Genomic DNA, 12881 nt, shown 5'->3' with positions numbered 1-12881 from the left:
TTCACCATCGCCATGGCATCCGTTCCCCAGATCAAGATTCCCGCCGTCTACATGCGCGGCGGCACCAGCAAGGGCGTGTTCTTTCGCCTGCAGGATTTGCCCAAGGAGGCGCAGCAGCCGGGCGCGGCGCGCGATGCGCTCCTCTTGCGCGTGATCGGCAGCCCCGACCCCTACGCCAAGCAGATCGACGGCATGGGCGCGGCCACCTCGTCCACCTCCAAGGCCGTGATCCTGTCGCGCTCTTCGCGGCCGGACCACGACGTGGACTACCTCTTCGGCCAGGTCGCCATCGACAGCGCCTTCGTCGACTGGTCGGGCAACTGCGGCAACCTGTCGGCGGCGGTCGGGCCGTTCGCCATTGCGCAGGGCCTGATCGACCGCGCCCGTGTGCCACGGAACGGCGCGTGCACCGTGCGCATCTGGCAGGCCAACATCGGCAAGACCATCGTGGCCCACGTGCCGATCGTCGAGGGCGAGGTGCAGGAGACGGGCGACTTCGAACTCGACGGCGTGACCTTTCCCGCGGCCGAGGTGCCGCTCGAATTCATCGACCCGGCCGATGAAGGCGATGGCAATGGTGACGAAGGCGGCGGCGCGATGTTTCCCACCGGCAAGGTCGCCGAGGACCTCGAGGTGCCCGGTGTGGGCACCTTGCGCGCCACGCTGATCAACGCGGGCATTCCCACCATCTTCTTCAACGCGGCCGATATCGGCTACACGGGCACCGAGCTGCAGGACGCGATCAACGGCGACGCGAAGGCGCTGGCCATGTTCGAGACGATCCGCGCGCACGGCGCGGTGAAGATGGGCCTCATCAAGCACATCGATGAAGCGGCCAGGCGCCAGCACACGCCCAAGGTGGCCTTCGTCGCGCCGCCGAAGGACTACACGGCCTCCAGCGGCAAGGCCGTGAAGGCGGCGGATGTCGACCTGCTCGTGCGCGCGCTCTCGATGGGCAAGCTGCACCACGCCATGATGGGCACGGCCGCCGTCGCCATCGGCACGGCCGCAGCGATTCCCGGCACGCTGGTGAACCTCGCGGCCGGCGGCGGCGAGCGCGAGGCGGTGCGCTTCGGCCATCCTTCGGGCACGCTGCGCGTCGGCGCGGAAGCCCGCAGGGTCGATGGCGAATGGGTGGTGACCAAGGCCCTGATGAGCCGCAGCGCCCGCGTGCTGATGGAAGGCTGGGTGCGCGTGCCCGGCGACAGTTTCTGATTGATTGATCTGGAGTTTTTCGAATGTCCACCCGCAAGCAACTCAAGTCCCTCGCCGAGGCCCGCCGCGGCCTGCTCGTTCCGGGCGCCTTCAATGCGCTGTCGGCCAAGGTCGTCGAAGACCTGGGCTTCGAGGCGATCTACGTCACCGGCGCCGGCGTCACCAACATGTGGTTCGGCATGCCCGACCAGGGCTTCATGGGCCTGGCGGAAATCGCCGACCACACGGCGCGCATCCGCGACGCGGTGTCGGTGCCGCTGATCGTGGATGCCGACACGGGCTTCGGCAACGCATTGAACGTGCGCCACACGGTGCGCACGCTGGAGCGCGCCGGCGCCGACTGCATCCAGTTCGAAGACCAGGTGGCGCCCAAGCGCTGCGGCCATTTCTCGGGCAAGGAGGTGATCTCCACCGAAGAGGCCGTGAGCAAGATCAAGGCGGCCGTCGATGCGCGCCAGGACGCCGACCTCATGATCATGGCCCGCACCGACGCGGCGGCCGTGCACGGCTTCGAGGCCGCGGTCGAGCGCGCGCAGAAATTCGCCGAGGCCGGCGCCGACATCCTCTTCGTGGAGGCCGTCACCACCGCCGATCAAATCCGCGCGCTGCCGCAGCGCCTGGCCAAGCCGCAGCTCATGAACATGGTGATCGGCGGCAAGACGCCGATCTTCAACGCGACCGACCTGGGCGCGCTGGGCTACGGCATCGTGCTGTACGCCAACGCCGCGCTGCAGGGCGCCGTGGCCGGCATGCAGAAGGCGCTCACGGTGCTGCGCGACGAAAAGCAGGTGCTGGAGGCGAGCGGCCTGGTCGCCACCTTCGCCGAGCGGCAGCGCCTGGTGGGCAAGCCCGAGTGGGACGCGCTGGAGAAGCGCTACACCTGAGGCAGTGCGTGCGCGGGCGCATCACCGCGTCACGCGGCCGAGCGACGGGCGCGCCGAGCGGGCTTCTTCCTGTCGGCCAGCGCGCCCGATTGCCGCGCCAGGTCGACGAAGGCCTTCAGGTAATCCACATCGGTGTCCGCCTCGCGTGCCCCGAGAAAGATCTGCTTGGCGATGCCGCGCGCGCCCAGCCGCACCGGCACGATGTCCATCTTGTCCGCGTATTCCTGCACCAGCCAGCGCGGCAGCGCCGCCACGCCGCGGCCGCTCGCGACCATCTGCAACATGATGTCGGTCGTCTCGATCGCCTTGTGGCGCCGGGGCGTCACGCCCGCGGGCATGAGGAACATGTTGTAGATGTCCAGCCGGTCTGTTGCCACGGGGTAGGTGACCAGGACCTCTTCGGTCAGCTGCGCGGGCTTCACGTAGGCCACGTTCGCCAGCCGGTGGCCCCGCGCGACCGCGAGCACCTGCTCGTAGTCGAACACGGGCTCGTAGTGCAGGCCCGGCTTGTAGAGCGGATCGGGCGTGACCAGCAGGTCGATCTCGTAGCCGAAGAGCGCGCCGATGCCGCCGAACTGGAATTTCTGCTTCACGTCCACGTCCACGTCGGGCCATGACGCGAGGTACGGCGACACCACCTTCAGCAGCCACTGGTAGCAGGGGTGGCATTCCATGCCGATGCGCAGCGAGCCGCGCTCGCCCTCTGCGAACTGGCGCAGGCGCTCCTCGGCCAGCGAGAGTTGCGGCAGCACGCGGTTGGCGACCGCCAGGAGGTACTGGCCGGCCTGGGTGAGCCGCAGGCTGCGGCCTTCGCGCTGCCAGACCTCCGTGCCCAGCTGGCCCTCGAGCTTGCGGATCGAATGGCTCAGGGCCGATTGCGTCAGGTGCAGCACCTCGGCGGCGGCCGTGAGCGAGCCCTGCTTGTCCACTTCCTGGACGATGGAAAGGTGCATGCGCTCCAACATGATCAATGAGCCGATTTCATGGATACGTGAAATAAGACCATTTTACTTCACGGGTCCGCAAACCTACGATTCCTCCTTTCCCTGACTGCCGGACGCTCCGCTACCCCATGACCACTACCCACAACCTCGGCTTTCCCCGCATCGGCGCCAAGCGCGAACTGAAGTTCGCGCTCGAGTCGTACTGGAAGGGCGAGTCCTCGCGCGATGCGCTCAAGGCCCTGGGCGCGCAGTTGCGCCAGCGCCACTGGAACGACCAGGCTGGCCTGGACCTCGTCCCCGTGGGCGACTTCGCGTTCTACGACCAGGTGCTGGACATGAGCTTCACGCTCGGCAACCTGCCCGCGCGCGTGCAGGGCTTTCATGGCGATGCGCTGGACAACTACTTCCGCGTGGCGCGCGGCCGCTCGGCCCAGGGCGCCGAAGACCACGCCGGTTGCTGCGGCGGCGTGGCGGCCGGCGAGATGACCAAGTGGTTCGACACCAACTACCACTACATCGTCCCCGAGTTCACCGCGGACACGCAGTTCAAGCTCGACGCCTCGCGCCTCCTGGAGCAGCTGGCCGAAGCCAGGGCCCAGGGCGTGAAGGCCAAGCCGGTGCTCGTGGGCCCGGTGACGTACCTGTCCATCGGCAAGGCCAAGGACGATTCCGACAAGCTCGCGCTGCTGCCGCGCCTGCTGCCGGTGTATGCGGAGCTGCTCGAGACGCTCGCCGCGCAAGGCGTGGAATGGGTGCAGATCGACGAGCCCGTGCTGGTCACCGAACTGGATGCCGACTGGCAGCACGCGTTCAATGCGGCCTATCACCAGCTCAAGGCGGCGCGCGTCAAGATCCTGGTGGCCACCTATTTCGGCCAGCTGCAGGAGAACAAGTACCTGGCCGCCAACCTGCCGGTGGCGGGCCTGCATGTGGACGCCATCAACGGCCGCGACGACGTGGTGCCGCTGCTGAGCATGCTGCCCGCGCACAAGGTGCTGTCGCTGGGCGTGATCAACGGCCGCAACATCTGGAAGAGCGATCTGTCAGCAACGCTCGACTGGCTCGAGCCGCTGGCCGAGCGCCTGGGCGAGCGCCTGTGGATCGCGCCGTCGTGCTCGCTGCTGCATGTGCCCGTGGACCTGGCCAGCGAGCAGAAGCTGGATGCCGAGGTCAAATCGTGGCTGGCCTACGCGCTCCAGAAGCTCGATGAACTGCGGGTGCTGGCCGCTGCCTTGCGCCATGGCCGCGATGCCGTAAAGGACCAGCTGGCAGCCAACCGCGCAGCCCTTGCCGCGCGCCGCGCATCGCCGCGCGTGAAGAACCCCGCGGTGCAGGCCGCGGTGGCCAGGCTCGACAGCCAACTGGGCCGGCGCGAGAGCATCTACGCCCAGCGCGCGCCCAAGCAGGCCGCGCTGCTGAAGCTGCCGCCGTTCCCCACCACCACCATCGGCTCGTTCCCGCAGACCGCGCAGATCCGCCATGCGCGCAGCGAATACAAGGCCGGGCGCCTCGACGCGGTGGGCTACAAGGCGGCGATGCAGGCGGAGATCCAGCGCAGCGTGCGCGAGCAGGAGGCGCTCGATCTGGACGTGCTGGTGCACGGCGAGGCCGAGCGCAACGACATGGTCGAGTACTTCGGCGAGCAACTCGAGGGCTATGCCTTCAGCCAGTTCGGCTGGGTGCAGTCCTACGGTTCGCGCTGCGTGAAGCCGCCGATTCTCTTTGGCGACATCAGCCGCCCGAAGGCGATGACCGTCGAGTGGACCCAGTACGCGCAGTCGCTCACGCAGCGGCCGATGAAGGGCATGCTGACCGGCCCGGTCACGATTCTGAACTGGTCCTTCGTTCGCGACGACCAGCCGCGCTCCGCGTCCTGCAAGCAGCTCGCGCTGGCCATCCGCGAAGAAGTGCTGGACCTGGAAAAGGCCGGCGTGCGCGTGATCCAGATCGACGAGGCCGCGCTGCGCGAAGGCCTGCCGCTTCGCAAGGCGCAGTGGCAGGACTACCTGGACTGGGCGGTCGAATCGTTCCGCATCACGGCCAACGGCGTGCGCGACGAGACGCAGATCCACACCCACATGTGCTATTCGGAGTTCAACGACATCATCGCGTCGATCGCCGACATGGACGCCGACGTCATCACCATCGAGACCTCGCGCTCGGACATGGAACTGCTCGATGCGTTCGACAACTTCAGGTACCCCAACGAGATCGGCCCGGGCGTGTACGACATCCACTCGCCCAACATCCCGAGCCAGGAACACATGGTGCAGCTGATGAGGAAGGCGGCGGAGCGCGTGCCCGCCGAGCGCCTGTGGGTCAACCCCGACTGCGGCCTGAAGACGCGCCAGTGGGCCGAAGTGCTGCCCGCGCTGACCAACATGGTGGCGGCCGCCAAGACGCTGCGCGCTGCGGCCTGAGCCTTTCTTCGCCATGGCCGCGCGCCGCTCCGGTGGCGCGGCGTTCTCTTCCTTCGACATCCCGGGCTGGTCCCGGGATTTTTTCTGGGGGCTTCGGCATGGCATGCACCAACGCAGGCGCGTGGCAACTGCGCGGCTGAAGCCGTGGAGGGTATCGGTGGGGATGGTGCCTTCGACAGGAATCGAACCTGTATCTGAGTCTTAGGAGGACCCCGTTCTATCCATTGAACTACGAAGACGACTGGCGCGAGGGGCTCGGTGCCCGGCCGGCGAGGGGTTGCCGGTGCGCGCCGCGATTTTATAGGGTTCCCGGCGGCGCTTCGCTGCACCGCAAAAAACCGGCCAGCGCGGGCTAACCCCGATACGAAATCTCCAAGAAGTTGACCTCGGTCAAGTTGGCGCTTCCCGCCTGCGCGCAACATCCGCCCTGTTCGTATCTCCGCTCAGATCCAACAATAACAAAGGGCGCACCCTACACCGACTGGAGACAAACATGACGATGAAGAACATCGCTTCGCGCGCCCGCGGCTGGCCTGCGAAAGCCATTGGCGCGGCCGTGCTGGCACTGGCCGCAGCCACTCCTGCGTTCGCCTGGGAACCCACCAAGCCGGTGGAGTTCGTGATCCCCGCCGGCACCGGCGGCGGCGCCGACCAGATGGGGCGGCTGCTGCAGGGCATCGTCATCAAGTACAAGCTCATGAAAGAGCCGCTCATCGTGGTCAACAAGTCGGGCGGCGCGGGCGCCGAGGGCTTCCTGGCGGTGAAGGAGGCCAAGGGCGATCCGCACAAGATCATCATCTCGCTGTCCAACCTGTTCACCACGCCCATGGCCACCGGCGTGCCCTTCAACTGGAAGGACATGACGCCCGTCGCGATGCTCGCGCTCGACCAGTTCGTGCTGTGGACCAACGTCGATGCGCCCTACAAGACCGCCGGCGAATACATCGCGGCCACCAAGGCCGCGGGCCCCAACAAGTTCAAGATGGCCGGCACCGGCTCCAAGCAGGAAGACCAGATCATCACCGTCGCGCTCGAGAAAGCCACGGGCACCAAGTTCATCTACGTGCCCTTCAAGGGCGGCGGCGAGGTGGCGGTGCAGCTGGTGGGCGGCCACGTGCACTCCACGGTCAACAACCCGATCGAGGCGGTCGCGCAATGGCGCGCCGGCAAGCTGCGCGCGCTGTGCGTGTTCGACGACGAGCGCATGCCCTTCAAGGCCAAGGTGACCGACACGCAATCGTGGAACGACGTGCCCACCTGCAAGGAAGCGGGCGTGCCCACCAAGTACACGATGTTGCGCGGCATCTTCATGCCCGCGGGCGTCACGCCCGAGCAGCTGAAGTTCTACACGGACCTCCTGACCAAGGTGGCCGCCACGCCGGAGTGGAAGGAATACATGGAGAAGGGTGCCTTCAACCCGACCTTCATGACCGGCAAGCCCTTCGCCGACTGGCTCACCACGGCCGAGGCGACGCACCGCACGCTGATGTCCGACGCGGGCTTCCTGGCCAGCAACAAGTAGGCCGGATCTGCGGCCGATCGGTTGACGACCGTTCGGGCCGAGCTCGTCGAAGCCTCGCGCGGCGCTTCGACAGGCTCAGCGTGAACGGGTTGAGACCATCGGCGCAAACGGGCTCTGGCCTGCCAGCGTGCGTCGATCAACGCGCTGTCTGTCCTTCTTTCTCTCACACACAAATACGACGGGGGCTCCATGGAGCACGAAGAAATTTCCGATGGGGCGGCGCGTACGGGCGTCGCCACCTACGTGGTCGAGGCGGTGGTGGCGGCGCTGCTGCTGATCATCGGACTGGTGGTGGTGTTCGAGGCCCGCAAGCTCGGCGCGGGCTGGACGAGCGACGGGCCGGGGTCGGGCTACTTCCCGTTCTTCATCGGCGTGATCATCACGATCTCGGGCGCGGGCATCCTGTACCAGGCACTGCTCGGCAAGAACCGCAACACCGAGGTGTTCGTCGATTCGGTGCAGCTCAAACGCGTGCTCTCGGTGCTGGTGCCGGCCACCGTGTACGTGCTGGCGATCACCTTCGTGGGGCTGTATGTCGCATCGGCGATCTACATCGCTCTTTTCATGATCGTGCTGGGCAAGTACTCGTGGGGCAAGAGCGTGATCGCCGCGCTGGCCGTGAACACGGTCTTCTTCTGCATGTTCGAGGTGTGGTTCAAGGTGCCGCTTTTCAAAGGCGCGCTCGACCCCCTCCGGTTCCTCGGCTACTGAACTCACGGAGCACAGCGAAATGGACGAAATCAGCGCCCTGATGCAGGGCTTTGCAGTGATCCTGACCCCGATGAACATCGCGTTGATGTTCGTGGGGATCATTCTTGGCGTGCTCATCGGCGTGCTGCCGGGGCTGGGCGGCGCCAACGGGGTGGCGATTTTGCTGCCCCTCACGTTCACGATGTCGCCGACCTCGGCCATCATCATGTTGTCGTGCATCTACTGGGGTGCGTTGTTCGGCGGGGCCATCACCTCGATCCTGTTCAACATTCCCGGCGAACCATGGTCGGTTGCGACAACCTTCGACGGCTACCCGATGGCCCAGCAGGGCAACGCGGGCGCCGCGCTCACCACGGCCTTCACCTCGTCGTTCGTGGGCGCCTTCATCGCGGTGGTGATGATCACTTTCCTCGCGCCGCTGGTGGCCAAGTTCGCGCTCAAGTTCGGCTCGCCCGAATTCTTCGCGGTGTACCTGCTCACCTTCTGCAGCTTCGTGGGCATGGGCAAGGGGTCGCCGTTCAAGATCCTCGCCTCGATGGCGCTGGGCTTCGCGCTCGCCTCGGTCGGCATGGACACGGTCACGGGCCAGCTGCGCCTGACCTTCGGCCAGCCCGAGCTGATGCGCGGCTTCGACTTCCTGATCGCGGTGATCGGCCTCTTCGGCATCGGCGAGATCCTGCTGTCGATGGAAGAGGGCCTGAAGTTCTCCGGCAAGAGCGCCAAGATCGATCCGAAGGTGGTGCTGCAAACGTGGAAGCAGCTGCCGCAGTACTGGGTCACGTCGCTGCGCAGCTCGCTCATCGGCATCTGGATGGGCATCACGCCCGGCGGCGCCACGCCGGCTTCGTTCATGGCCTACGGCCTTGCGAAGAAGATGTCCAAGAAGGGCTCCAAGTTCGGCACCGGCCAGATGGAAGGCGTCGTCGCCCCCGAGACCGCGGCGCACGCCGCGGGCACCAGCGCGCTGCTGCCGATGCTGGCGCTGGGCATCCCCGGTTCGCCGACCGCCGCGGTGCTGCTGGGCGGCCTCCTGATCTGGGGCCTGCAGCCCGGGCCGCTGCTGTTCACCGAGCAGAAGGACTTCGTCTGGGGCCTCATCGCCAGCATGTACCTGGGCAACATCGTGGGCCTGATCGTGGTGCTGAGCACAGTGCCTCTGTTCGCCTCGATCCTGCGCATTCCGTTCTCGATCATCGCGCCGGTGATCATCGTGATCTGCGCGATCGGTGCCTACACCGTGCACAACGCGATGCTCGACATCTGGTTCATGCTCGGCTTCGGCGTCATCGGCTACCTGTTCAAGAAGCTGGACTTCCCGCTCGCGCCGCTGGTGCTCGCACTGGTGCTCGGGGACAAGGCCGAAGACTCGTTCCGCCAGGCCATGCTGGTCTCGCAAGGCGACGTGATGATCATGTTCTCCAACCCGCTGGTGGGCGGCATCACGACGCTGGCCCTGGTGCTCCTGTTCTGGCCGCTGATCTCCAAGGGCATCGCCCTCATCAAGCCGCCCAAGAAGCCCGACGAGTTCGCCGTCGAGCGTCCGGTGGATTGAGCGGAAAAAAAGGAGCACACACATGCCAGTCATCGCACTGACCCAGGAGATGGGTTCCCTCGCCAAGGACGTGTCGGTCAAGCTCGCGGAGACGCTCTCGCTCGCCGTGATGCGCCACGAGGTCATCGACCACGTGGCCGAGAAGATGCAGGTCTCCAAGAGCCTCATCGGGCGCCTGCGCGGCGGCAAGGCCGGCTTGCTGGAGCGCCTGAAGACCGACCAGCGCAGCGTCGCGCTCTACACGGCCGACGAGCTCTTCGCGCTCGCCGACCGCGGCAACGTGGTGCTGCGCGGATGGGGCGCAACGTGCCTCTTGCGGCCCGTGCCGCACGTGGTGTGCGTGCGCATCACGCGCTCGCTCGACAAGCGCGTCGAGTGGCTCATGGGCGACCTGGAAACCGACGACGCCGCGTTCGCCGAAGCCGAGATCCGCCGCAGCGACCAGGCCCACGCGGCGCGCATGCACGCGCAATTCGGTGTGACCTGGGGCGACCCGGTGCTCTACGACCTGGTGCTCAACACCGACCGCGTGACCGTCGACAGCTGCGTCGAGCAGATCCGCCAGCTGGTCGCGCGCCCCGAGTTCGCGGAAACGCCCGCCTCGCGCGCGCTGCTCAAGAACATGGCGCTGCAGGCGCGCGTGAAAGCGGCGTTGAAGGAGCAGGTGGAGACGAGCGACATCCGCGTGACGGTCGATGCGAACCAGGGCGAAGTGATCCTGCGCGGGATCGTCTTGAACTCGGAAGAACGGGCGCAGACCGAAGCGGTGGCGGCCGCCGTGACCGGCGTCACCGGCGTGCACAACCAGTTGCGCCTGATGGCCACGTCGCGCCGTTTCGCATCAGCCAAGCAGACCTGACTTCAGGCAGCCGCAACAAACCAGCGGCGTGCCCGAGTGCGCAGGGCACCGGGTGCTCCCCGCAGCGAAATCAAGGAGGAGGGGCGAAGCCCCGGGGGACATTCGCGGAGGGGAGCACCCAGTGGCCTGTGCACCCGCCCCGAACGACCCCGCAAAAAACCTAGATCTTCCCGCGCTTGCGCAGCCGACTAAGGGTTTCTGCGGAGAGGTTCAGATACGAAGCCAGCTCCTTGCTAGGAATCCGGTCTTCCAGCTCCGGGTGCTTGCGCATGAACCGGTGCACGCGCCCCGGCGCATCCAAGAGATGCAGCGTGATCGTGTGCGCCATGATCTCGCTCATCCCCTTCATCACCAGGTACTCGAACAGCTCCTTCGTCTCGGGGTGCCGGTTCAAAAAGGTGATCCATTCCTTCAGCGGCAGGCTCGCCACGCGGGCCTTGGTGACGCACACGATGCCGTAGGGCGTCGGCGTGCCCAGCCGCAGCGCCGCGTAGCTCGTTTCCATGTCGTGCTCGTCGGCGAAGCGAAGGATCATTTCCTTGCCTTCGGGGTTGCTCACCACGCGTTTGAGGATGCCGTCGAGGATGAAGTATTGCTCCATCTCGCGCACCCCCTGGTGCAACAGGAAATCGCCCTTGTTGCCGTCCACGATCACGAGGTGGGCTTCCAGTTCGGCGCGGTCGCTCTCGCTCAGGTCCTTGAGCAGGACGTTCTGCCGGAGCTGCGCGCGAATGATGTTTTTTTCCGGGTGGTTTTCCAACAACGTCATGGGTCCCGTCTTGCTCGAATTCGCAACAACTTCTGGTTCATCTGGCCGGTGCCGTTTTCCGGAAAGTTGACCGAGGTCAACGCCCGAAAGCATGCCCCCGAATCATAGTCCCGGCTCGGGCCTCGGCCATTCACCCAAGCAGAAGGAGAGACATGTCTTCAGTAAGAACGGACAAAGAGGCATCCACGACCCTGGACGACGCCCTCAAGCCCACGAGCCGGGCCGTTGACGGCGATGCGGTCGTGCGAGCCCTCAAACCGGTCACGGACGGCGCACCGGAGGCCGAAACCACCGATGGCTTCCACCTGGTCATCGATGCGCTGAAGCTGAACGACATCGACACGATCTTCGGCCTGCCCGGCATCCCGATCACCGACTTGACGCGCATGGCGCAGGCCGAAGGCATGCGGGTCATTTCGTTCCGCCACGAGCAGCACGCCGGCAACGCCGCAGCGGCCGCGGGCTTCCTCACGCAAAAGCCCGGCATCTGCCTCACGGTATCGGCCCCCGGTTTCCTCAACGGCCTCACGGCGCTGGCCAACGCGACCACCAACTGCTTCCCGATGATCCTCATCAGCGGATCGAGCGAGCGCGAAATCGTCGACCTGCAGCAGGGCGACTACGAAGAGATGGACCAGCTGGCCATCGCCAAGCCGCTGTGCAAGGCCGCCTTCCGCGTGCTGCACGCCCAGGACATCGGCGTGGGCATCGCCCGCGCCATCCGCTCGGCGCTCTCGGGCCGCCCCGGCGGCGTGTACCTGGACCTGCCGGCCAAGCTCTTCGCGCAGACCATGGACGCGGCCAAGGGCAAGGCATCGCTCATCAAGGTCGTCGATCCGGCACCGCGCCAGATCCCTGCACCCGATGCCGTCAAGCGCGCGCTCGATTTGCTCAAGGGCGCGAAGAAGCCGCTCATCCTGCTGGGCAAGGGCGCCGCCTACGCACAGGCCGATGCCGACATCCGCGCACTGGTCGAGAAGACGGGTATTCCCTACCTCCCGATGTCGATGGCCAAGGGCCTCCTGCCCGACACGCACGCGCAATCGGCCGCGGCCGCGCGCTCCTATGTGCTGCAAGAGGCCGACGTCGTGCTGCTCATCGGCGCGCGCCTGAACTGGCTGCTCTCGCACGGCAAGGGCAAGACCTGGGCCGAGGACAAGGGCGCCAAGCAGTTCATCCAGATCGACATCGCACCCACCGAGATCGACAGCAACGTGGCCATCGCCGCGCCTGTGATCGGCGACATCGGCTCCTGCGTCGCGGCGCTCCTGGGCGGCATCGATGCCAAGTGGGCCAAGCCGCCCGCCGAGTGGACCGGCGCCATCGCCGAGCGCAAGGACAAGAACCTCTCCAAGATGGCCGTGACGCTCGCCGCGCGCCCGTCGCCGATGAACTTCCACAGCGCGCTCAGCGTGATCCGCGACCAGGTGAAGGCGCGGCCCGACGCCATCGTGGTGAACGAAGGCGCCAACACGCTGGACTTCGCGCGCAGCATCGTGGACATGTACGAGCCGCGCAAGCGCCTCGATGTGGGCACCTGGGGGATCATGGGCATCGGCATGGGCTTTGCCGTCGCGGCCGCCGTGGTCACCGACAAGCCGGTGATCGCCATCGAGGGCGACAGCGCCTTCGGCTTCAGCGGCATGGAGGTGGAAACCATCTGCCGCTACAACCTGCCGATCTGCATCATCGTCTTCAACAACAACGGCGTGTACCGCGGCACCGACGTGAACGCGAGCGGCACGGCCGACGTGGCGCCCACCGTGTTCGTGAAGAACGCGCGCTACGACAAGCTGATGGAAGCCTTCGGCGGCGTGGGCGTCAACGCCACCACCGCCGACGAGCTGCAGAAGGCACTCACCGAGGCCGTCGCCTCGCGCCGCCCGACGCTGATCAACGCCGTCATCGACGAGACCGCGGGCACGGAAAGCGGGCGCATCACGAGCCTGAATCCCGCCACGGCGAAGAAGAAGTAATTCCAACTTTCAGCATCCCAGGAGATATC

At 66.3% G+C, this 12881-nt stretch carries 10 protein-coding genes and 1 tRNA gene; 8 read left to right on the top strand and 3 right to left on the bottom strand.

All coding sequences use genetic code 11. The features are described 5' to 3' along the window. Positions 1-12 precede the first annotated feature (12 nt). Both prpF and JC881_RS15225 read left to right on the top strand, forming a co-directional pair. Positions 13-1215, top strand: a complete 1203-nt coding sequence (gene prpF, locus JC881_RS15230) for a 2-methylaconitate cis-trans isomerase PrpF (RefSeq protein ID WP_198786548.1) — start codon at positions 13-15, stop codon at positions 1213-1215. Positions 1216-1238: 23 nt separating this feature from the next. After that, on the top strand, positions 1239-2099 hold the full coding sequence (locus JC881_RS15225; RefSeq protein WP_198786547.1) for an isocitrate lyase/PEP mutase family protein: 861 nt from the start codon (positions 1239-1241) through the stop codon (positions 2097-2099). 29 nt (positions 2100-2128) lie between these two features. Here the strand turns inward: JC881_RS15225 and JC881_RS15220 are convergent, their stop codons facing one another. Further along, the gene (locus JC881_RS15220) at positions 2129-3064 is read right to left on the bottom strand and encodes a LysR family transcriptional regulator (RefSeq protein ID WP_198786693.1); all 936 of its coding nucleotides are present in this window, start codon (positions 3062-3064) and stop codon (positions 2129-2131) included. 107 nt (positions 3065-3171) lie between these two features. On the opposite strand from JC881_RS15220, the gene metE reads away from it, so the two are divergent. Next, entirely contained in the window at positions 3172-5463 is a 2292-nt protein-coding gene (gene metE, locus JC881_RS15215; protein ID WP_198786546.1) for a 5-methyltetrahydropteroyltriglutamate--homocysteine S-methyltransferase, read from the top strand. 164 nt (positions 5464-5627) lie between these two features. On the opposite strand, the gene JC881_RS15210 is transcribed toward metE, so the two are convergent. Next, positions 5628-5702: transfer RNA gene (locus JC881_RS15210), tRNA-Arg, on the bottom strand. 260 nt (positions 5703-5962) lie between these two features. On the opposite strand from JC881_RS15210, the gene JC881_RS15205 reads away from it, so the two are divergent. The 4 genes from JC881_RS15205 (at position 5963) to JC881_RS15190 (ending at position 10107) form a co-directional block, all read left to right on the top strand. Beyond that, positions 5963-6985, top strand: a complete 1023-nt coding sequence (locus JC881_RS15205; RefSeq protein WP_198786692.1) for a Bug family tripartite tricarboxylate transporter substrate binding protein — start codon at positions 5963-5965, stop codon at positions 6983-6985. Positions 6986-7174: 189 nt separating this feature from the next. Then, positions 7175-7696, top strand: coding sequence for a tripartite tricarboxylate transporter TctB family protein (locus JC881_RS15200; protein WP_198786545.1), 522 nt, complete (start codon positions 7175-7177; stop codon positions 7694-7696). Between the two features lie 19 nt (positions 7697-7715). Continuing rightward, positions 7716-9248 carry a tripartite tricarboxylate transporter permease gene (locus JC881_RS15195; protein WP_198786544.1) on the top strand — a complete coding sequence of 511 codons (1533 nt, stop codon included), beginning with the start codon at positions 7716-7718 and terminating at the stop codon, positions 9246-9248. Positions 9249-9270: 22 nt separating this feature from the next. Then, positions 9271-10107 carry a cytidylate kinase family protein gene (locus JC881_RS15190; RefSeq protein ID WP_198786543.1) on the top strand — a complete coding sequence of 279 codons (837 nt, stop codon included), beginning with the start codon at positions 9271-9273 and terminating at the stop codon, positions 10105-10107. Between the two features lie 160 nt (positions 10108-10267). Here JC881_RS15190 and JC881_RS15185 read toward each other — a convergent pair whose 3' ends face one another. Further along, positions 10268-10876 carry a Crp/Fnr family transcriptional regulator gene (locus JC881_RS15185; protein ID WP_013543563.1) on the bottom strand — a complete coding sequence of 203 codons (609 nt, stop codon included), beginning with the start codon at positions 10874-10876 and terminating at the stop codon, positions 10268-10270. 152 nt (positions 10877-11028) lie between these two features. Between JC881_RS15185 and oxc the strand changes: the two genes are divergently transcribed. After that, positions 11029-12852: an oxalyl-CoA decarboxylase gene (oxc, locus tag JC881_RS15180; RefSeq protein WP_198786542.1), complete on the top strand. Its 1824-nt coding sequence runs from the start codon at positions 11029-11031 to the stop codon at positions 12850-12852. Positions 12853-12881 lie beyond the last annotated feature (29 nt).

Origin of the sequence: Variovorax sp. IB41, from assembly GCF_016405905.1 — a bacterium.
In the GTDB taxonomy this organism is placed as follows: domain Bacteria; phylum Pseudomonadota; class Gammaproteobacteria; order Burkholderiales; family Burkholderiaceae_C; genus Variovorax.
This window is presented reverse-complemented; position numbering and strand designations above follow the sequence as displayed.

Bases quoted from the DNA above. Each gene is read 5' to 3' on its own strand.
- JC881_RS15200 (WP_198786545.1), top strand. From the start codon at position 7,175: ATGGAGCACGAAGAAATTTCCGATGGGGCGGCGCGTACGGGCGTCGCC.
- JC881_RS15190 (WP_198786543.1), top strand. From the start codon at position 9,271: ATGCCAGTCATCGCACTGACCCAGGAGATGGGTTCCCTCGCCAAGGAC.
- oxc (WP_198786542.1), top strand. From the start codon at position 11,029: ATGTCTTCAGTAAGAACGGACAAAGAGGCATCCACGACCCTGGACGAC.
- JC881_RS15220 (WP_198786693.1), bottom strand. From the start codon at position 3,064: ATGTTGGAGCGCATGCACCTTTCCATCGTCCAGGAAGTGGACAAGCAG.
- JC881_RS15205 (WP_198786692.1), top strand. From the start codon at position 5,963: ATGAAGAACATCGCTTCGCGCGCCCGCGGCTGGCCTGCGAAAGCCATT.
- JC881_RS15185 (WP_013543563.1), bottom strand. From the start codon at position 10,876: ATGACGTTGTTGGAAAACCACCCGGAAAAAAACATCATTCGCGCGCAG.
- JC881_RS15225 (WP_198786547.1), top strand. From the start codon at position 1,239: ATGTCCACCCGCAAGCAACTCAAGTCCCTCGCCGAGGCCCGCCGCGGC.
- metE (WP_198786546.1), top strand. From the start codon at position 3,172: ATGACCACTACCCACAACCTCGGCTTTCCCCGCATCGGCGCCAAGCGC.
- prpF (WP_198786548.1), top strand. From the start codon at position 13: ATGGCATCCGTTCCCCAGATCAAGATTCCCGCCGTCTACATGCGCGGC.
- JC881_RS15195 (WP_198786544.1), top strand. From the start codon at position 7,716: ATGGACGAAATCAGCGCCCTGATGCAGGGCTTTGCAGTGATCCTGACC.